The following is a 19,291-nucleotide window of genomic DNA, read 5'->3' on the forward strand; positions in this document are numbered from 1 at the left end:
CACTTGGCCGTGAAAGCCTTTCGGTTTTAACAACAGTGAAACATTCGCGCCCCATTTTTGGGCATCCGGGGGTGTATTGACACATTGAAAGTTAAGGGATAGAAAGAATTTATGTTGCGAAAAACGTTATTCGTCGCTCACCGAGGGGAAAGCAATGTCACCGATAAAAAATACCGGACGCCTGCTGGCGCACTCTATTCTTGCCAGCGCATTATTATTACCTACCCTGCTCCACGCCGCAGATAAAATAACATTGCGCTATGCCGTTTGGGACAGAAACCAATTACCTGCCGAACAGGAAATCGCCAAACGCTTTGAACAGGCCAACCCGGATATAAAAATAGAAATAGAATTAACGCCCTCTGCGCAGTATTTCGTTAAATTGGATTCTGCTGCCGCCGGCGGCGTGGCGCCGGATATATTCTGGATCAATATGCCTTATTTTGTGCAATACGCCAAAAACGGCATTATGGAGCCGCTGGCGCCCTATATTAAGGACAGCGACCTTAAACTGGACGACGTGGTCGCCAGTTCGGTGAAAGCCTACCAGTACGACGGCCAACAGATGGCCATTCCGCGCGACGTCGACTCCATCGCCGTGTGGTACAACAAAAAACTGTTCGATCAGGCCGGCGTCAGCTACCCCACCAGCGACTGGCGCTGGGACGACCTGAAAAGCAAGGCTACCGCGCTGAAAAATGGGTTGAAAGGCGCCGCCTTCCCGCTGGTGATGGATCTCAGCATCGACGGCCAGGACAGCTACATGAACCTGCTGTTCCAAAACGGCAATCACATCGTGCCGAAAGACGGCCAGCCCACCGACATCGCCAACGACAAATCCATCTGGGTCTACCAGCAGCTGCAGGGCATGATGAAAGACGGCCTGATGCCGAGCGCCCAGCAAATGAGCGAAGTCAAAACCGAGAACATCTTCCAGTCCAACCGCGCCGCGATGGTCTATGCCGGTTCCTGGCTGGCGGCGCCGTTCGCCAACAACCCGCTGATCAACGATCACATCGGCGTGGTGATGATGCCGAAAATCGAACGGCAGTCCGGCGTAGCGCACAGCCTGGCCTTCGCCATGTCGGCCAAAAGCGCCCACAAGCAGGCCGCCTGGAAATATATCGCCTTCATGAGCAGCGAAGCCTCGCAGGCGGAGCTGGCCAAGGTGGTGATCCCGGCCAACAAGACGGCGGCCAAGGTCTGGGCGCAGCAGATCCAGAAAGTCGACGTCTCGCCTTACATCCAGACCCTTGAAGTGACCCAGGCTTACCCCACCGCCGGCACCAATACGCCGAAATGGCAGAACATGTGGATCGCCAGCCTGAAGAAAATCTTTATGGGCGCGGACGCCAAGCAGGAAATGGACAAGTCGGTCAAGAAGATCGCGCGCGTCATGGAGCAGTAATCGCCCCGCTGCGGCGCGCTGCCCCGAGCGTGCGCCGCGGTGGACCCACGCTGAAAGTGATAGGTGAGGAATGGCAACATGTCGCTGGCAGAAACGGCTACGGTCACCCTGAAATCATCCCGGCGCACCGCCCGCCCCGCGCTCAATCGGCTCGAACGCGCCGAACGCTTCTGGGGCTGGGTGATGATCCTGCCGCTGCTGTTAGGGGTCACGGTGTTTTACCTGGTCCCCTTTTTGCAGAACATTTTTTACAGCTTTACCGATCTGAACCAGTTCATGCGCTGGAGCAGCATCAGCGTCGATAACTATCTCAACCTGTTCGAAGACGACGACTTCTACACCGCCGCCGCCAACACCCTGTTCTACGTGGTGGTGTGCGTACCGATCAGTCTGAGCCTGTCGCTGCTGCTGGCGATCGGCCTCAACCAGAACATCCGTGGCAAAGGCCTGCTGCGCACCCTGCTGTTCCTGCCGGCGGTCACCATGCCCGCGGCGGTGGCCATGGTGTGGCAATGGCTGTTCAACAAGGATTTCGGCCTGATCAACCAGGCGCTGGGCCTGCTGCACATTGCGCCGGTCGCCTGGCTGTCCGATCCGGACGTGGTGCGCATCAGCGTGTCCATCATCATCATCTGGTCGTCGCTGGCGCTGAAGATCATCATTTTGCTGGCCGGGCTGCAGAGCATTCCGCGCCAGCTGTATGAGGCGGCGGATATCGACGGTATCGGCACCCTGCGGCGCTTCTTCTGCATCACGCTGCCGATGATGGTACCGACGCTGTTTTTCGTGTCGGTGATGAGCTTTATCGAGATCCTGCAAGTCTTCGACGTGGTGTTCCTGATGTTCGACCGCGCGCTGGTGGAAAACGACGTGATGACCGTCACCAACCTATTCTACAAGTACGCGTTTTACCTGCAGGAAAAAGGCTACGCCTCCGCCATCACCGTGGTGCTGTTCGCCGTCACGCTGGTGATCACCCTGATTCAAATGGCGATCGGCAAGCGCCTGAAAGTCAGCTGAGGAGCTGCTCATGAACGCAAGCAAGAAAACGCTGGTGTACCTGTTTATGGGGCTGGCGGCGCTGGCCTCGGTGGTGCCCTTTATCTGGATGCTAGTGACCTCGTTGAAAACCCAGGCCGAAAGCATCCAGATCCCGCTGACGCTGCTGCCGGCGCACCCCAGCCTGCAGGCCTACGGCCGGGTGATGCACGAAATCCCGTTCGCCGGTTTTTATCTCAACTCGCTGCTGGCGACCTTCTTCACCGTCACTCTGCAGATGGCGATCGCCACCCTGGCCGCCTATGGCTTCTCGCGCCTGCATTTTCGCGGCCGTGACGCGGTGTTCCTGGTGTGCGTGTCGATCCTGATGGTGCCCGGCCAGGCGTTTCTGATCCCGCAATTCCTGGTGGTACAGAAGCTGGGGCTGGTCAACAGCATCACCGGGTTGGTGCTGCCGGGCATTTTCAGCGTCTACGCCACCTTCCTGCTGCGCCAGTTCTTTCTGGCGGTGCCGAAGGAGATGGAAGAAGCGGCCTTGATCGACGGCTACAGCTACTTCGCCATCTTCTGGCGCATCATGCTGCCGCTGATCCGGCCGGGCATTATCGCCTGCGTCATCATCAACGGCCTGTGGAGCTGGAACAACCTGATGTGGCCGCTGATCGTCAATACCACCACCGAGAAGCTGACGCTGCCGGTTGGCCTCGCCTCGCTCTCCAGCCGCGCCGGGGTGGAATACCCGTTGCTGATGGCCGGGGCGCTGATGGCGGTGATCCCGATGCTGATGCTGTTCATTATTTTCCAACGCTATTTCATCCAGGGCATCGCCAGCGCCGGGGTGAAAGGCTAACGCGCAGACAAGGTAAACGACATGGCCGGAATTCAGTTAAACAGCGTTAAAAAAGTCTACCCCAACGGTTTCCACGCGCTGCACGGCGTCAATCTGGACATTGAGGACGGGGAATTTATGGTGTTCGTCGGCCCGTCCGGCTGCGCCAAATCCACCCTGTTGCGGATGATCGCCGGGCTGGAGAGCGTCAGCGAGGGGCAAATCCTGATCCACGATCGCTGCGTCAACGACAGCATGCCGAAGGATCGCGGCGTCGCCATGGTGTTCCAGAACTATGCGCTGTACCCGCACATGACGGTGTACAAGAACATGGCGTTCGGCCTGATCGGCAAAGAGAGCAAGGCCGAGATCGATCGCCGGGTGCGCGACGCGGCGGAAAAACTGGAGATCACCAACCTGCTGCAGCGCAAGCCGGGCCAGCTCTCCGGCGGCCAGTGCCAGCGGGTGGCGGTCGGCCGCGCCATCGTGCGCAAGCCCAAGGTGTTCCTGTTCGATGAGCCGCTGTCCAACCTCGACGCCAAGCTGCGGGTGTCGATGCGCGTGCAGCTGATCGAACTGCACAACCAGCTGAAGCAGGAAGGCGCCGCCGCCACCATGGTGTACGTCACCCACGATCAGGTCGAGGCGATGACCATGGGCGATCGCATTTGCGTGATGAACCGCGGCGCCATCATGCAGGTGGATAAGCCGATCAACCTGTACCACCACCCCGCCAACCGTTTCGTTGCCGAGTTTATCGGCAGCCCGTCGATGAATTTGCACGATCTGGCGATCGTGCGCGACGGCCAAACGGTGCGGCTGCGCATCGGCCTGCAGCACCCGCTCGAGCTGCCGCCGGCGCTGCAACGGCAGTTGGCGGACTATCCGCATGCGCGGGTGTGCCTCGGTATCCGGCCGGAGTCCCTGCGGCTGTGCGCGCCCGGCAGCGCCAATTGCTTCCCGGCGCAGATCGTCACCATCGAGCGCATGGGCAACGAAGAACTGCTGCACTGTGAGCTGGCCGACCTGCGTTTCGTGCTGCGCATGGCGTCGTTGCCGGACTGGGAGCCGCGTCTCGGCGAAAGCGTTCATCTGGCATTCGATCTGACGCGCGCGCATTTGTTCGACGAGCTCAGCGGCCAAAACCTCAAATAACAACAGCGGAGTATCAGCAATGTCGTCAACACAACCCAACAACGTTGCCCAGCGCCCGGTACGGGTGCTGGTGGTCGGCGCCGGCGCGCGCGGTGAAATCTACTCGCGCTATGCGCTGGCGCACCCCGATTTGATGCAGGTGGTGGCGGTGGCGGAACCGCGCGACGCCTACCGCGAGCCGTTCGTGGCGCAGCACGCCATCGCGCCGGAAAACGTCTTCACCGACTGGCGCCAGGCCGCCGATGCCGGCAAGCTGGCCGACGCGGTGCTGATCTGCACTCAGGATCAGATGCACCTGGAACCGGCGCTGGCCTTCGCCCGCCAGGGCTACGCCATGCTGCTGGAAAAACCGCTGTCGCCGGACGCCGACGAGTGCCGCGCCATCGTCGCCGAGGTGGTGCGCCAAAAGCTGATCTTCTCGGTCGGCCACGTGCTGCGTTACACCCGCTATACCCAAAAGCTCAAGCAGTTGCTGCGCGACGGCGCGATCGGTGACATCGTCAGCCTGCAACACCTGGAGCCGGTCGGCTACTGGCATCAGGCGCACTCCTTCGTGCGAGGCAACTGGCGCAACGATCGGCAGGCCGCGTTTATGCTGTTGCAGAAATCCTGCCACGACATCGATTGGATCCGCTACGTGATGGAACAGCCCTGCGAGCAGGTCAGCTCCTTCGGTAACCTGCGCCACTTCCGCCGGGAAAACCAACCGGCTGGCGCGGCGGACAACTGCCTGGATTGCGCAGTGGAGGCGTCCTGCCCCTATTCCGCCAAACGCATCTATCTGGGCGACGACCACAAGGCCACGCCCGGCTTTCTGCGCGTGCTGACGCCGGAACCCGACCAGACGACGCTGCGGGCGGCGCTGCGCGACGGGCCCTACGGCCGCTGCGTCTACCGCTGCGACAATAACGTGGTCGATCATCAGGTGGTCAACATGCAGTTCGCCGGCGGCCGCACCGCGTCGTTCACCATGACGGCCTTTACCCGCCACGAAGATCGCCACACCCGCATCTTCGGCAGCCGCGGCTGCCTGGAGGGCGATGGCCGCCATATCCGCATCACCTCGTTCCTCGACGACGGTGAAACGCATTACGACACCGACGCCGGCCAGGATCTGCACGCCATGGCCGGCCACGGCGGCGGCGACTACTACCTGATGCAGCACTTTATCGCGGCCATTCGCGCCAACGATCCGAGCCAGGTGCTGGCCGGCCCGGCGGAAGCGCTGGAGAGCCACCTGATGGTGTTCGCCGCCGAACGCGCGCGCCGCGAAGCGGCGGTGATCGCCCTGAACGGAGCCTGACCATGAGCACGAGAGAGATGCGTTACGGTTTCGACATCGGCGGCACCAAGATCGAAATGGCCGCTTACGATCGCCGGCTCAATCAGGTACTGCTTCAGCGCGTGCGCACCCCAACCGGCGATTATGGCGAGTTCGTGGCCTGCATCGCCGGGCTGGTCGAGCAGGCGGACCGCGAGCTGCATACGCGCGGCAGCATCGGCATCGGCCTGCCGGGGATCACCGATCCCGTCAGCCGCCGCCAGCTGGCGGTCAACGTGCCCTGCCTGACCGGGCATTGCCTGGCGGATGATTTGACGCAGGCGCTGGCGCGGCCGATCGCCATCGAGAACGACTGCCGCTGTTTCGCGCTGTCGGAAGCCAGCACGCCGCAAACCGCCCATCTGCCGCTGGTGTTCGGCGCCATCATCGGCACCGGCGCCGGCGGTGGTCTGGTGGTGAACCGGCAATTGCACAAGGGGCGCAACGGGCTGGCGGGCGAATGGGGCCATATGCCGATCTCGGCCCAGCTGGCGCAGCGTTACGATCTGCCGCTGTTCGGTTGCAACTGCGGGCTGATCGGCTGCTTTGAACGCTACGTCTCCGGCAGCGGGCTGCTGGCGCTGAGCCGCCACGTTGCCCATCCCGCCGCCGACGTGCCGGCGCTGGTCGCCAGCTACCGCGCGGGGGATCCGCTCGCACAGTGGCTGATGACCGTCTACGTCGACATTCTGGCCAGCGCGCTGGCCGGTTTGCAGCTGCTGCTGGACGTCGATGCCTTCGTGTTGGGCGGTGGGTTGTCGAACGTCGGCGAGCTGTATCGGCTGCTGCCGACGGCGATGCGGCGCTGGCTGCTGCCAGGCGTGGAACCGGCAGCGGTATTCCCGCCGGTGCACGGTGACAGCAGCGGCGTGCGCGGCGCGGCGCTATTACAGGCGGCGGCATAAAAAAACAGTGAAAGCCCGGCGGCTACCGAATTATCGCTGCGGCTTTCGCCGCCGCAGGGCCGAATAAAGCCATCGCGAGAATTGTCGACTGAAAAATAACGAATTTGCCGTTTTCACTTTGCGTTGACACCGCTTTCGGTTGCCGCTCAATCGAAAGCAAAATAAAATATAACCAACTGATAGATATAGATATTTTAAAATTAATCAATTGCATTTCAGTGTTTCGTTTGCTGTAATTCGCCACGAACAACTGAAAGCGCTCCGGTCGGTATCGCTGCGGCTTATTAAGCCGCGGTCGGGCACGGCTACAGGTAAATCAGGAGTCTGCGTTAATGATCAATACCGCAAAACGCCGGGAATTAATTATCGACCAGCTGTGCCGCGAAGGCTCGGTGCGCGTGGAACAGCTCAGCCAGCAGTTTTCGGTGTCCAGCGTCACCATCCGCAGCGATCTGCGCCAGCTGGAAAAGCACGGCTGCGCGGTGCGCGCTTACGGCGGCGCCATGTTGAACAAACAGTTCGCCTTCGATCGCCCGCTGCAGGACAAGGGCCGCATCAATCGCGATGTAAAACACGCCATCGCCTGCGCGGCAGCGGCGCTGATTGAAGACGGCGACGCCGTCATCCTCGACTCCGGCTCCACCACCAGCCAGATGGCGCCGCAGCTGGCGGGGAAAAAGGATCTGGTAGTGATGACCAACGCGCTGAACATCGCCTTCGAGCTGGCCAACAACGAGCAGATCGATCTGATGGTGGTCGGCGGCAGCGTGCGCCGCAAGGCCTGGTCGCTGTACGGCCCCGCCGCCGAACAGCAGCTGCGCCAATACCGGTTCGACAAACTGTTTCTCGGCGTCGACGGTTTCGATCTGGCGGGCGGCATCACCACGCCGGATCCGGGCGAAGCGCAGCTGAACCGCGTGATGTGCGAGGTGGCGCGCGAAGTGATCGCCATCGCCGACGCCAGCAAATTCGGCCGCACCAGCTTTTGCATGATCCGCGAAATCGGCCAGATCCACCGCCTGGTCACCGACAGCCGCATTCCGGAACACTATCTGCAGGCGCTGCACCATTTAGGGATCGACGTGATTATCGCCGACCGTTAACCGAGGCTTTTAAGGAGTTGTCATCATGAACGCGTATTTCTCTTACGAGGCGGATTGGCTGAAGCAGCGCAACGCCTGGCACACCGCCGCAGAGATTTGGCAGCAGCCGGAGCTGTGGGCCGCGCTGCACCGGCAATTGCAGGATCAACAGGCGCAGTGGCAGCCGTTCCTGGCGCCGCTGCTGGCCAATCCGCGCCTGCAAATCGTGCTGTGCGGCGCCGGCAGCTCGGCGTTCGCCGGCCGCGCCCTGGCACCCTGGCTGCGCGAACAAACCGGCCGCGACGTGGCGGCCTACGGCACCACCGATATTGTCGCCAACCCGCGGCAGTATCTCGATCCTGAGCGGCCGACGCTGCTGGTCTCCTTCGCCCGCTCGGGCAACAGCCCGGAAAGCGTGGCGACGGTGGAGCTGGCCGACCAACTGCTGCCGGAAAGCTACCACCTGATGCTGGTCTGCAACCCGGACAGCAAGCTGGCGCAGTATGCGCATCGGCGCGACAACGTCTGTTCGCTGGTGATGCCGCAAGGCTCCAACGATCAGAGCTTCGCCATGACCTCCAGCTTCAGCTGCATGATGCTGAGCGCCGCGCTGCTGCTCGGCCCGCTTTCGCTCGAGGCCGCTCAGGCGCCGTTAAACGCCATGGTGCAGCGCTGCCGCGCGCTGCGCGAAACGCTGCAGCCACAGGTAAAGGCGCTGGCCGCCAGCGGTTTCCGCCGCTATATCACCCTCGGCGGCAGCTGCTTTACCGGCCTGGCGGAAGAGGCCTCGCTCAAGATGCTGGAGCTGACCGCCGGGCGCATCGTTACGCGCTACGACTCGCCGCTCGGCCTGCGCCACGGCCCGAAATTCATGGTCGACGGCCAGACGTTGGTGGTGCTGATGTTCTCCCACGGCGACTATGCCCGCCAGTATGACCGCGATCTGTGGAACGAACTGCAGCGCGACGGGCTGGCGATGCAGTTGGTCGGTTTGACCGGCGAACGCCAACCCCTTTCCGGTGCCCTGCTGCATATGCACGACGCGGCTGACGATATCTGGCTGCTGTTCCCGTACCTGCTGTTCACCCAGATGCTGGCCTTCGAGAGTTCGCTGGCGCTGGGGCTGACCCCGGACAACCCTTGCCCGACCGGCGAGGTCAACCGGGTGGTGAAAGGCGTGACGATTTACCGTTTTCCTTCCCCAGAGCTGTAAGGAGATCCCATGTATCTGATAGCCAACCGAGAAATGCTGCTCAAGGCGCAGCGCCAGGGTTACGCCGTCCCGGCGTTTAATGTCCACAATCTGGAAACCGTGCAGGTGGTGGCGGAAACCGCCGCCGAGCTGCGCTCACCGGTGATCATGGCCGGCACGCCCGGCACCTTCAGCTATGCCGGAACCGACTACCTGATCGGCATTTGCCAATCGGCCGCGCACCGCTACGATCTGCCGCTGGCGCTGCATCTGGATCATCACGAAGCGCTGGACGACATCGAGCACAAGGTGAAAAGCGGCATCCGCTCGGTGATGATCGACGGTTCCCATCTGCCGTTCGAGCAGAATATCGCCAAGGTGGCCGCCGCAGTGGCCCTGTGCCACCGCTATGGCGCCAGCGTGGAGGCAGAACTGGGCCGCCTGGGCGGGCAGGAAGACGATCTGATCGTCGATACGGCGGACAGCTTCTATACCGACCCGGTGGCGGCACGCGAGTTCGTCGCCGCCACCGGCATCGATTCGCTGGCGGTGGCGATCGGTTCCGCCCACGGCCTGTATCACGGCGAGCCGAAACTGGACTTCGAGCGCCTGGCGCTGATCCGCGAACAGGTGGACGTGCCCCTGGTGCTGCACGGTGCCTCCGGCATTCCGGAAGCAATGGTAAAGCGCGCGATCTCGCTCGGCGTCTGCAAGGTCAACGTCGCCACCGAATTGAAAATCGCCTTCGCCGATGCGGTGAAAAGCTACTTTTCACAGCACCCGGATGCCAACGACCCGCGCAAATACATCGTCCCCGGCAAGCTGGCGATGAAAGAAGTGGTGGCGGAAAAGATCCGCATCTGCGGCAGCAGCGGCATGCTGTAAGCCCGCTCTCGCCCCCGGTTTCTGCGGCCGCACCACGGGGGCGAAAACATCCCGCCATGCCCTGCTTTCCTGAGAGAGCGATCACAGCCTTTTACCCTGCCCGCGCCGAAAACCATTAACCGCTCTTCACTATGATCCAAATCATGGTTTTGCTCACCCTACCTCCCTATTATCAAATTCATTGGATGCAGGCAGTAGGAATTTTGCCCATTCGTTTTTATTTCGCCAGGCGAAATAGCTTATTTGATGAAAACAAGCGCGCTTGTTTTTTAATTGGCAGTATTTTTCACTCTAAGAGGAACAGCGTATGAACCATTACTTAGCTGTATTAAGCGCATTGGTCATTCTGCCCTTCGCTCTGCAAGCAAAACCGCTTTCCGGCAGCCAGGTCGCCTCCGGTGTCGTGCGCTTCACCGGCGCCATTACCACCCCGGCCTGCACTATCACACATCAGGATGAACAGCTTATCTCCAACTGCTTCGGTAAAGTGACGGAATATCAGAACGGGTATATTTCCTCTTCGTTAAAATCGATGCCAAAAGAATTAGTCTCTGCCGTCACCAGCGAAATAGTGAATAACGATCCCCATTTAAAGCGCGTGACCATCAGCTATAAGTGACGCCAAAGCGTTAATGTCTGATGAAATAATAAACAAGACACAACTTGCCTTGATGACTTATAAATTTATTTTATAAATTTAACGTGCAATGACTCCCCGGCTTACCCTGAGCCAGCTATTTGGGCAGCCCTGCGGTTGCCCATCAGCATGTCCGAAATCCGCCATCGCTTCCCCCGCTTTCATGCGATAATCGCCACACCAAACCGAGGAGTGATCCAGATGCAGACTTTTTTGATTGATCGTACCGCCACGCCGGTGGGAGAACTGGTGCTGATTGCCGATGAACAGGGGCGCCTGCGGGCGATTGACTGGACCGATCACGAAGCGCGCCTGATGAAGCTGCTGAATACCCACTACCGCGCCGATCGCTTCACCCTGCGCGAGCAGCGCGATCCCAACGGGCTGACCGACGCGATGCAACGCTATTTCGCCGGTGAACTGGGCATTATCGATCGGTTGCCGGTGATGACCGCCGGCACCGAGTTCCAACGCACCGTGTGGCAACAGCTGCGCCAAATCCCCTGCGGCGAGATCCTGACCTACGGCCAACTGGCGCAACGCATCGGTCGTCCGACCGCCTCGCGCGCAGTCGGCATGGCCAACGGTTCAAATCCGATCAGCATCGTGGTGCCCTGCCACCGGGTGATCGGTTCGCAGGGCGCGCTGACCGGCTATGCCGGCGGCGTACAGCGCAAGCAGTGGCTGCTGCAGCACGAAGGTTACCTACCGAAAAGTTTGCTGTAGCCGCGGCGATGAGCTCATCCAGCGCCATTGTTTGGCGCTGCTTAATAAAGCACGTTGCTCTACGCCGCGCTCGTGCCCGCTTTGGCACTATCAATAACCTGTGTGAATAAAACGCATAAGTCACAAATAATACTCATAACTTCAGTCCGATACAGAATAATCGGCGGCATGTGTGCGCAAAATTCGCACACAATACCCCTATTCATGCTAATGCCACCCTTATCAGCTGCAGCAAAAGATGTTAAAATTGACTCATATCAATTATTGAATGAGCGTAATCTATGATCCCGGAAAAACGCGTGATTCGTCGTATCCAGTCTGGTGGTTGTGCGATCCATTGCCAGGACTGCAGCATCAGCCAGCTGTGCATTCCTTTCACCCTTAATGCCCACGAGCTGGACCAGCTCGACAACATTATCGAGAGGAAAAAGCCCATCCAGAAAGGCCAGACCCTGTTCAAGGCCGGCGACGAGCTGAAGTCGCTGTACGCGATCCGTTCCGGGACCATCAAAAGCTACACCATCACCGAGCAAGGCGACGAGCAGATCACCGGCTTCCACCTGGCGGGCGATCTGGTGGGCTTCGACGCCATCGGCGGCCTGAAGCACCCGAGCTTCGCTCAGGCGCTGGAAACCTCGATGGTGTGCGAGATCCCGTTCGAAACCCTCGATGACCTGTCCGGCAAAATGCCTAATCTGCGTCAGCAGATCATGCGGCTGATGAGCGGCGAGATCAAAGGCGACCAGGACATGATCCTGCTGCTGTCGAAGAAAAACGCCGAAGAGCGCTTGGCGGCGTTCGTTTACAACCTGTCGCGCCGCTTTGCGGAGCGTGGCTTCTCGCCGCGCGAGTTCCGGTTGACCATGACCCGCGGCGACATCGGTAACTACCTCGGCCTGACGGTGGAAACTATCAGCCGCCTGCTGGGCCGCTTCCAGAAAAGCGAAATCCTCAGCGTGAAAGGCAAATACATCACCATCGAAAACGCCGACGCCCTGTCGGTGCTGGCCGGTACGCCACGCATCAACGTGACCGTCAACGCCTGATTCCCCTGCCGGATCAACATTTCACCGAAATTGTTGATCCGGCACGCTTCTGTTGTTGTTCTGTTTTTCAATGTTGGGTTACTCTGTAAATTAACAGACTGTTGATTTCAGCTGTAAGGAGGCCCTATGGCGAAGTATCAGAATCTTCTGGTGGCTATTGACCCCAATCAGGACGATCAGCCGGCATTGCGCCGCGCCGTGTACCTGGTGAAACGGAACGGCGGGCGCATCAAAGCCTTCCTGCCCATTTATGACTTCTCTTACGAAATGACGACCCTGCTCTCCCCGGACGAAAGAACGGCGATGCGGCAAGGTGTGATCAGCCAACGCGCCGCCTGGATCAACGAGCAGTGCCGCTTCTATCTCAACGACGGCGTGCCGATCGAAATCAAAGTGGTCTGGCATAACCGCCCCTTCGAAGCCATCATTCAGGAAGTGCTTTCAGGCCAGCATGACCTGCTGCTGAAAATGGCGCACCAGCACGATCGGCTGGAATCGGTGATCTTCACCCCCACCGACTGGCACCTGCTGCGCAAATGCCCTTGCCCGGTGTGGATGGTAAAAGACCAGCCCTGGCCGGAAGGCGGAAAAGCGCTGGTGGCGGTCAATCTGGCCAGCGAAGAACCCTATCACGACCCGCTCAATATCAAACTGGTGCAAGAAACCGTCGAACTGGCGGAAAACGTCAACCAGACCGAGGTTCACTTGGTTGGCGCCTATCCTGTCACCCCGATCAACATCGCCATCGAGCTACCCGATTTCGATCCGAGCGTCTACAACGACGCCATCCGCGGCCAGCATCTGATCGCCATGAAGGCGCTGCGGCAGAAATTCTGCATTAAGGAAGAGTTCACCCACGTGGAAAAAGGCCTGCCGGAAGAGGTGATCCCCGATCTGGCCGAACACCTGCAGGCCGGCGTGGTGGTTCTGGGCACCCTGGGCCGCACCGGCATTTCGGCGGCCTTTATCGGCAACACCGCGGAACATGTGATCGACCATCTGAAATGCGATCTGCTGGTGATTAAGCCGGAGAACTTCAACTGCCCGATCGAGGCGGATGAAGACGATGAGCACGACGACGAAGATTAGCCTGCATAAACGCTGCTTACGCCCCGCAAGCGCACTGCTTCCGGGGCGTTGCAGTTCAATGATCGTTTTCCCGTGACCGCGTCAACATTAAGGCGGCGCTCAGCGCAATTCCGGTCACGATCAACGCACCAGCTAAAATCAGAAACATGACGTTATATCCCCATCTCGATACCAACGGTTGACTCACCAGCGGCGATAAAAACTGCCCGGCAAAGAGCGATGACGTGATCACCCCTGCCACAACGCCACGCCGGCCTGGAGACGCAGCATGGAGCGCGGTCGCCATAAACGCGGGCATCACGAAACCGATCCCCGCACCGGCCAACCCGGCCGAGACGCCCAACCCGCCGATTGAGTGGGTCAACGCCAATCCGGCGAACCCCGACGCCACCAGCAAATAACCGCTCGACAGCGTCACAATCTCCCCCAAATGCGTACGCATGGCCCCATAAAGTACGCCCGATATGCCACCGGTTATCATCAGTGTTCCCAAGACCCAACCCGCCGCTTCTGGATGAGTAAATCCGCGATTCACCAAGTGATAAGGTATTTGCGTAGGAACGACATAATAAACCAGCATCGTAATCAGCACGCCGACTGCCATCATTGCTACGATAAAATAGCCGTTGGATTTACCCTCTAACTCATTCCTGGGTTGTTTTTCATCGTGTCGATGATGGTAAAACTCGGGCAATGCCTTTATAAAAAATGGCAGTAATAATATCGCCAGACCATAAATCCAAAATGGCGCCCGAGGATCATGCGCCGCCAATAATCCGGCGACCGTCACGAAAAGCAAACCGCCAAAATGACTGGCACCCGTCTGATAACCGATAAAACGGCCTCGCATATGCGCTGAGAAATAATCGCCAATCAATGCGGATTGCGCCGTCATAATCGCCGCGACGGCGAGACCGAGTCCCAATCGACTACCTAGAATAGAATATAAATCAGGGAGATATAGACCTGCCGTGCCGCACAATGCATAGAGCAACGTACCGATTAGCAACAGTTTTTTTCGACCAACGTTGTCGACTAATACGCCCATAAACGGCGCCGTCAGCGCCACCACGAGCGAAGGAGCGGGTACCAGTAGGCGTGTCAATAATTCCGCCTGAGGTTGACTGGCGAACAGCGCTTGCAACCCCGGTAACGCTGGAGCGATGGTCGCATTTGACATGATAGTCAAGCTGGCCGCGGCCAATAACGCCCAGGCGCGCGGATCTTTAAAAAGGTTACTCATGGTTTCATGGCCTTTTATTTACTCATCATCAGCGTGTTATAAAAAATATCGAAGGACAACGCATTGGCTGCATAAGCACGACGATCCAGACGTGCTGTGGATCGGCCAGGTATGTCTTGCAGCAAGAAAGACTCACTTGAAGCGCAATGCCATCGGGCGGGTTATGTCAGGGATTTATAAAACCAAATTTCAGGAGTGACTATCTTTTTTTATTTCTTAGGCACGAAATAGAACAAACAGCACGCATACATATGACACGAACGTGTAGTGGAAATTATAAAAAAAATGCCGGCTTAATGGCTTGCCGGCATAAATCACTTTTTCTTAAAACGCTATTTCTGCAATGCCCGCAGAATCGCTTCCACGCTGTCTTTGGCGTCGCCGAACAGCATCTGGGTGTTCTCCTTGAAGAACAGCGGGTTCTGCACGCCGGCGTAGCCGGTGTTCATCGAGCGTTTAAACGCGATCACGTTCTGCGCCTTCCACACTTCCAATACCGGCATGCCGGCGATCGGGCTGCGCGGATCTTCCAGCGCCGCCGGGTTCACCGTGTCGTTGGCGCCAATCACCAGCACGGTGTCGGTATCCGGGAAATCTTCGTTGATTTCATCCATCTCCAGCACCACGTCGTACGGCACCTTCGCCTCCGCCAGCAGCACGTTCATGTGGCCCGGCAAACGCCCCGCGACCGGGTGAATGCCGAAGCGCACCTTCACGCCGCGCGCCCGCAGTTTCTCGGTGATTTCCGCCACCGGATATTGCGCCTGCGCCACCGCCATGCCGTAACCCGGGGTGATGATCACCGAGGTGGAGTTCTTCAGCTGCTCGGCCACCTCTTCCGCCGTGGTTTCACGGTATTCGCCCATCTCTTCGGCGTCGCCGGTGGACGAACCGTCACTGCCGAAACCGCCGGCGATCACGCTGATAAACGAGCGGTTCATCGCCTTGCACATGATGTAAGACAGGATCGCACCCGAAGAGCCCACCAGCGCGCCGGTGACGATCAGCAGATCGTTGCTCAGCATGAAGCCCGCCGCGGCCGCCGCCCACCCCGAATAGGAGTTGAGCATCGACACCACCACCGGCATGTCCGCGCCGCCGATCGAGGCCACCAGATGCCAGCCGAACGCCAGTGCGATCGCCGTCATCAGCAGCAGCGTCACCACCTGCCAGCCCACGCTGTCGGTACGCACGAACGCCACCAGCAGCAGGAACGAGATCACCAGCGCCGCCAGATTCAGCTTGTGGCGGTTCGGCAGCATCAGCGGCTTGGAAGAGATGATGCCGCGCAGCTTGCCGAAGGCGACGATCGAGCCGGTGAAGGTCACCGCACCGATAAAGATGCCGAGGAACACTTCGGTCAGATGGATATTCGCCATCACCGGCTCCATCGGTGCGCCGTGATCCAGGTAGCTGTTGAAGCCGACCAGCACCGCGGCCAGGCCAACGAAGCTGTGCAGCACCGCCACCAGCTCCGGCATTTCGGTCATCTCGACCTTCTTGGCCAGATAGACGCCGATCGAGCCGCCGATGATCATGGCGATGATGATCCAGCCGACGTTGCCGGAATCCGGCCCCAGAATGGTGGCGATCAGCGCGATCGCCATACCGGCGACGCCGAACAGGTTGCCCTGCTTCGACGTTTCATGGCGCGACAGGCCCGCCAGGCTGAAAATAAACAAAATAGCGGCAACAATGTATGCAGCTGTAACCAATCCTCCAGACATTTGTTACCCCTTAGTTCTTGCGGAACATCTTCAGCATGCGCTGAGTGACGGTGAACCCACCGAAAATATTGATGCTGGCGATCAGCACGGCGATAAAGGAGAGGAAACTCACCCAGCCACCATGGCCGATCTGCAACAGCGCACCGACCACGATAATCCCTGAGATCGCATTGGTGACCGACATCAACGGGGTATGCAGCGCATGGCTGACGTTCCAGACCACGTAGTAACCGACCACGCAGGCCAGCGCGAACACGGTAAAGTGCGACAGGAACTCTTTCGGCGCCGCATCCGCCAGCCAGCCGAACAGCAGGATCGCCAGGGCCATCAGGCCGTACTTCAGCCACGGCGAGGTCGGTTTGGCTTCAGGTTTGGCGACCGGTGCGGCGGCGGGCGCCGCTTTCGGCTGGGCGGAGACCTGGATCGGCGGCGCCGGCCAGGTGATTTCACCGCTGCGCACCACGGTAACGCCGCGGATTACCGTATCGTCGAAATCAATGTCGATCTCGCCGTTTTTCTCTTTCGACAGCAGCTTCAGCAGGTTGACCAGGTTGGTGCCGTAAAGCTGCGAAGATTGGGTCGGCAAGCGGCTCGGCAGGTCGGTATAGCCGATGATTTTCACGCCGTTGTCGGTCACGCTAATGGTGTCGGCCACCGTCAGTTCGCAGTTGCCGCCGGTTTGCGCCGCCAGATCGACGATCACGCTGCCCGGTTTCATCGATGCCACCATCTCTTTGGTGATCAGTTTCGGCGCCGGTTTACCCGGGATCAGCGCGGTGGTGACGATGATATCCACCTCCGCCGCCTGCGCGGCGAACAGCGCCATCTCGGCCTTGATAAAGGCTTCAGACATCACTTTGGCGTAACCGTCGCCGCTGCCCGCTTCCTCTTCAAAATCCAGCTCGAGGAATTCCGCGCCCATGCTCTGCACCTGCTCTTTCACTTCCGGGCGGGTATCGAAGGCGCGCACGATGGCACCGAGGCTGCCCGCCGCGCCGATCGCCGCCAGGCCGGCCACGCCGGCCCCGATAATCATCACCTTGGCCGGCGGCACTTTGCCGGCGGCAGTGATCTGGCCGGTGAAGAAACGGCCGAACTCATGCGCCGCTTCGACGATCGCGCGGTAGCCGGCGATGTTGGCCATCGAGCTCAGCGCATCCATCGACTGGGCGCGCGAGATGCGCGGCACCGAGTCCATCGCCAGCGCGGTGACGTTGCGCGCCGCCAGCTTGGCCATCAATTCGGGGTTTTGCGCCGGCCAGATAAAGCTGACCAGCGTGCTGCCTTCGCGCATCAAGGCGATCTCGTCGTCTTGCGGCGCATTGACTTTCAGGATCAAATCCGACTGCCACACTTCGCTTTCGTCGACCAGTGCCGCGCCTGCGGCTTCGTAGGCGACGTCCTCAAAACTGGCCAGTTTGCCCGCCCCGCGTTCAATCGCGACGGTAAAACCCAGCTTCAGCAGTTGTTCCACCGTTTTCGGCGTGGCTGCGACCCGGGCTTCATTGGCCAACCGCTCTCTTGGTACACCAATACGCATAATGTTCCCTTCTCACCTGTCTTGGATGATGTTTATTATTTTCCTGCCCATAGCATGACGCCGCCGGCGAGCGAGGGGTTAACTTGCCCACACTGATTTCAGACGCCAACTATAACCTACTGAAAATAAGGTCGATGATCCATAATTGCTTACGCATTCAGCTCTGTTTTTACATAAAAATGCCGCGCGTGATATGACAAATCGCAATTTACCGTGAAAAAATCCATACATAACAGCATATTCTGCGTGACAAGAGGTTTACGCCCGGCGTAACGATTTATGGCCACGCGCGGCGAAGAAGCATAAAAGTTATCATTTTGTGAATAATTAACATTAATGACACCAGAGCCTTTATTATGGAAACTTATGACGATGGCGCCATCCGTGCGCCCCGTGTCACCGTCGGCGATTTGTCGCACGGGATAACATAAAATGCTGAGACAGTTTTCAGAATTACATGTAATAATCGACGGCTGAATTACACTTAAACAGTTCAGTACGTTATAAACGTTAATGCGCTAGGCGAAAGGATTTTTTATGAAGCTGAAGACCACGATCATCGCGTCAGCCTTGTTATCACTCACCGCGCTGTCTGCTCATGCGGCGCAAGAGTTAACTCCTGAGAAAGCAGCGGCGCTGAAGCCGTTTGATCGCATCACGATTACCGGCCGCTTCAATGCCATCAATGAAGCCGTCGACGCCGTATCCCGCCGTGCAGACAAACTGGGTGCCGATTCCTTCTATATCCAGGACAGCAACAACAGCAACAACGGCGGCAACTGGCGCGTCACCGCAGACCTTTATCATAAAGATGCGCCAGAAGTGAGCAAAACACCAAAATACCGCGTATTTAACGGCGTGAACGAACTGCCTAAAGAGGAAGCCTATCTGCTGGAGCCTTACGATACCGTGAGCGTCAGCGGTTTCTACCGCAGCCAGCCGGACATCAACGACGCCATCTCCAAAGAAGCGAAGAAAAAAGGCGCGGCCTCGTTCTTCATCGTGCGCCAGGTTGACGCCAACTCCGGCGGCAACCAGTTCGTTACCGCCTACATCTATAAGGCCGATGCGCCAAAACGCCGCGTGCAGAGCCCGGATGCCATTCCGGCCGATTCTGACGCCGGCCGCGCCGCACTGGCCGCCGGCGGTGCCGCTGCAGCAAAAGTCGAAATTCCTGGCGTCGCGTCTTCCGGTTCGCCAAGCCGCGAAGTGGGCCGTTTCTTCGAAACCCAGTCCTCTACCGGCCAGCGCTATACCGTCACGCTGCCTAACGGCACCAAAATCCAGGAAGTGAACAACGTGACCGCCGCGCAGATGGTGCCGTTCGATTCCGTCACCTTCACCGGCCACTTCAACAGCATGACCGACGTGTCCACCGAAGTGGCGAAACGCGCGGCCGAGAAAGGCGCCAAGTACTATCACGTCACTCGCCAATGGCAGAACAAGAGCGGCGGCAACCTGACCGTCAGCGCCGATCTGTTCAAATAAAACCCGCTTTTCGGTTTAC

The 19,291-nt window shown here is 59.0% G+C and carries 17 protein-coding genes; 14 read left to right on the top strand and 3 right to left on the bottom strand.

Translation table 11 applies throughout. The annotated features are described in order from the left end of the window. Positions 1-154: 154 nt before the first annotated feature. From C9411_RS01055 to uspE, 13 genes are all read left to right on the top strand, one after another. Positions 155-1,408, top strand: a complete 1,254-nt coding sequence (locus C9411_RS01055; protein WP_107226264.1) for a sugar ABC transporter substrate-binding protein — start codon at positions 155-157, stop codon at positions 1,406-1,408. 78 nt (positions 1,409-1,486) lie between these two features. Further along, a complete protein-coding gene (locus tag C9411_RS01060; protein WP_107226265.1) occupies positions 1,487-2,428 on the top strand; it encodes a carbohydrate ABC transporter permease in 942 nt (313 codons plus the stop codon). Positions 2,429-2,438: 10 nt separating this feature from the next. Then, complete coding sequence (locus tag C9411_RS01065) at positions 2,439-3,257, top strand: carbohydrate ABC transporter permease (protein ID WP_004938251.1); 819 nt, start codon at positions 2,439-2,441, stop codon at positions 3,255-3,257. 21 nt (positions 3,258-3,278) lie between these two features. Continuing rightward, complete coding sequence (locus tag C9411_RS01070; protein WP_060439858.1) at positions 3,279-4,391, top strand: ABC transporter ATP-binding protein; 1,113 nt, start codon at positions 3,279-3,281, stop codon at positions 4,389-4,391. A gap of 19 nt (positions 4,392-4,410) precedes the next feature. Continuing rightward, a complete protein-coding gene (locus C9411_RS01075) occupies positions 4,411-5,694 on the top strand; it encodes a Gfo/Idh/MocA family protein (RefSeq protein WP_107226266.1) in 1,284 nt (427 codons plus the stop codon). A gap of 17 nt (positions 5,695-5,711) precedes the next feature. Further along, positions 5,712-6,617, top strand: a complete 906-nt coding sequence (locus C9411_RS01080) for an ROK family protein (RefSeq protein ID WP_063989982.1) — start codon at positions 5,712-5,714, stop codon at positions 6,615-6,617. A gap of 332 nt (positions 6,618-6,949) precedes the next feature. After that, positions 6,950-7,720, top strand: coding sequence for a transcriptional repressor AgaR (agaR, locus tag C9411_RS01090; protein WP_038880262.1), 771 nt, complete (start codon positions 6,950-6,952; stop codon positions 7,718-7,720). Positions 7,721-7,745: 25 nt separating this feature from the next. Next, a complete protein-coding gene (locus C9411_RS01095; protein WP_107226268.1) occupies positions 7,746-8,912 on the top strand; it encodes an SIS domain-containing protein in 1,167 nt (388 codons plus the stop codon). A gap of 9 nt (positions 8,913-8,921) precedes the next feature. Further along, positions 8,922-9,776: a tagatose bisphosphate family class II aldolase gene (locus C9411_RS01100; protein ID WP_063989984.1), complete on the top strand. Its 855-nt coding sequence runs from the start codon at positions 8,922-8,924 to the stop codon at positions 9,774-9,776. Positions 9,777-10,083: 307 nt separating this feature from the next. Further along, entirely contained in the window at positions 10,084-10,395 is a 312-nt protein-coding gene (locus C9411_RS01105) for a hypothetical protein (RefSeq protein ID WP_107226269.1), read from the top strand. Between the two features lie 219 nt (positions 10,396-10,614). Next, positions 10,615-11,139: a methylated-DNA--[protein]-cysteine S-methyltransferase gene (gene ogt, locus C9411_RS01110; RefSeq protein WP_107226270.1), complete on the top strand. Its 525-nt coding sequence runs from the start codon at positions 10,615-10,617 to the stop codon at positions 11,137-11,139. 281 nt (positions 11,140-11,420) lie between these two features. Further along, positions 11,421-12,185, top strand: coding sequence for an FNR family transcription factor (locus C9411_RS01115; protein WP_004938278.1), 765 nt, complete (start codon positions 11,421-11,423; stop codon positions 12,183-12,185). Positions 12,186-12,311: 126 nt separating this feature from the next. Beyond that, positions 12,312-13,274, top strand: coding sequence for a universal stress protein UspE (gene uspE, locus C9411_RS01120; RefSeq protein ID WP_063989987.1), 963 nt, complete (start codon positions 12,312-12,314; stop codon positions 13,272-13,274). Between the two features lie 55 nt (positions 13,275-13,329). Here the strand turns inward: uspE and C9411_RS01125 are convergent, their stop codons facing one another. From C9411_RS01125 to pntA, 3 genes are all read right to left on the bottom strand, one after another. Then, positions 13,330-14,517 carry an MFS transporter gene (locus C9411_RS01125; protein WP_107226271.1) on the bottom strand — a complete coding sequence of 396 codons (1,188 nt, stop codon included), beginning with the start codon at positions 14,515-14,517 and terminating at the stop codon, positions 13,330-13,332. 332 nt (positions 14,518-14,849) lie between these two features. Then, entirely contained in the window at positions 14,850-16,244 is a 1,395-nt protein-coding gene (pntB, locus tag C9411_RS01130; protein ID WP_049198296.1) for a Re/Si-specific NAD(P)(+) transhydrogenase subunit beta, read from the bottom strand. 10 nt (positions 16,245-16,254) lie between these two features. Beyond that, positions 16,255-17,784 (bottom strand): Re/Si-specific NAD(P)(+) transhydrogenase subunit alpha, encoded by a 1,530-nt coding sequence (pntA, locus tag C9411_RS01135; protein WP_063989988.1) that lies wholly within the window; start codon positions 17,782-17,784, stop codon positions 16,255-16,257. Positions 17,785-18,321: 537 nt separating this feature from the next. Here pntA and ydgH point away from each other — a divergent pair. Further along, the gene (gene ydgH / locus C9411_RS01140; protein ID WP_004938291.1) at positions 18,322-19,272 is read left to right on the top strand and encodes a DUF1471 family protein YdgH; all 951 of its coding nucleotides are present in this window, start codon (positions 18,322-18,324) and stop codon (positions 19,270-19,272) included. Positions 19,273-19,291: the final 19 nt, after the last annotated feature.

Origin of the sequence: Serratia sp. Nf2, from assembly GCF_003028435.1 — a bacterium.
GTDB classification, from domain to species: Bacteria; Pseudomonadota; Gammaproteobacteria; order Enterobacterales; family Enterobacteriaceae; genus Serratia; species Serratia marcescens_L.

Coding starts and splice junctions, on each gene's coding strand:
- C9411_RS01055 (WP_107226264.1), top strand. CDS start 155: ATGTCACCGATAAAAAATACCGGACGCCTGCTGGCGCACTCTATTCTT.
- C9411_RS01060 (WP_107226265.1), top strand. CDS start 1,487: ATGTCGCTGGCAGAAACGGCTACGGTCACCCTGAAATCATCCCGGCGC.
- C9411_RS01065 (WP_004938251.1), top strand. CDS start 2,439: ATGAACGCAAGCAAGAAAACGCTGGTGTACCTGTTTATGGGGCTGGCG.
- C9411_RS01070 (WP_060439858.1), top strand. CDS start 3,279: ATGGCCGGAATTCAGTTAAACAGCGTTAAAAAAGTCTACCCCAACGGT.
- C9411_RS01075 (WP_107226266.1), top strand. CDS start 4,411: ATGTCGTCAACACAACCCAACAACGTTGCCCAGCGCCCGGTACGGGTG.
- C9411_RS01080 (WP_063989982.1), top strand. CDS start 5,712: ATGCGTTACGGTTTCGACATCGGCGGCACCAAGATCGAAATGGCCGCT.
- agaR (WP_038880262.1), top strand. CDS start 6,950: ATGATCAATACCGCAAAACGCCGGGAATTAATTATCGACCAGCTGTGC.
- C9411_RS01095 (WP_107226268.1), top strand. CDS start 7,746: ATGAACGCGTATTTCTCTTACGAGGCGGATTGGCTGAAGCAGCGCAAC.
- C9411_RS01100 (WP_063989984.1), top strand. CDS start 8,922: ATGTATCTGATAGCCAACCGAGAAATGCTGCTCAAGGCGCAGCGCCAG.
- C9411_RS01105 (WP_107226269.1), top strand. CDS start 10,084: ATGAACCATTACTTAGCTGTATTAAGCGCATTGGTCATTCTGCCCTTC.
- ogt (WP_107226270.1), top strand. CDS start 10,615: ATGCAGACTTTTTTGATTGATCGTACCGCCACGCCGGTGGGAGAACTG.
- C9411_RS01115 (WP_004938278.1), top strand. CDS start 11,421: ATGATCCCGGAAAAACGCGTGATTCGTCGTATCCAGTCTGGTGGTTGT.
- uspE (WP_063989987.1), top strand. CDS start 12,312: ATGGCGAAGTATCAGAATCTTCTGGTGGCTATTGACCCCAATCAGGAC.
- C9411_RS01125 (WP_107226271.1), bottom strand. CDS start 14,517: ATGAGTAACCTTTTTAAAGATCCGCGCGCCTGGGCGTTATTGGCCGCG.
- pntB (WP_049198296.1), bottom strand. CDS start 16,244: ATGTCTGGAGGATTGGTTACAGCTGCATACATTGTTGCCGCTATTTTG.
- pntA (WP_063989988.1), bottom strand. CDS start 17,784: ATGCGTATTGGTGTACCAAGAGAGCGGTTGGCCAATGAAGCCCGGGTC.
- ydgH (WP_004938291.1), top strand. CDS start 18,322: ATGAAGCTGAAGACCACGATCATCGCGTCAGCCTTGTTATCACTCACC.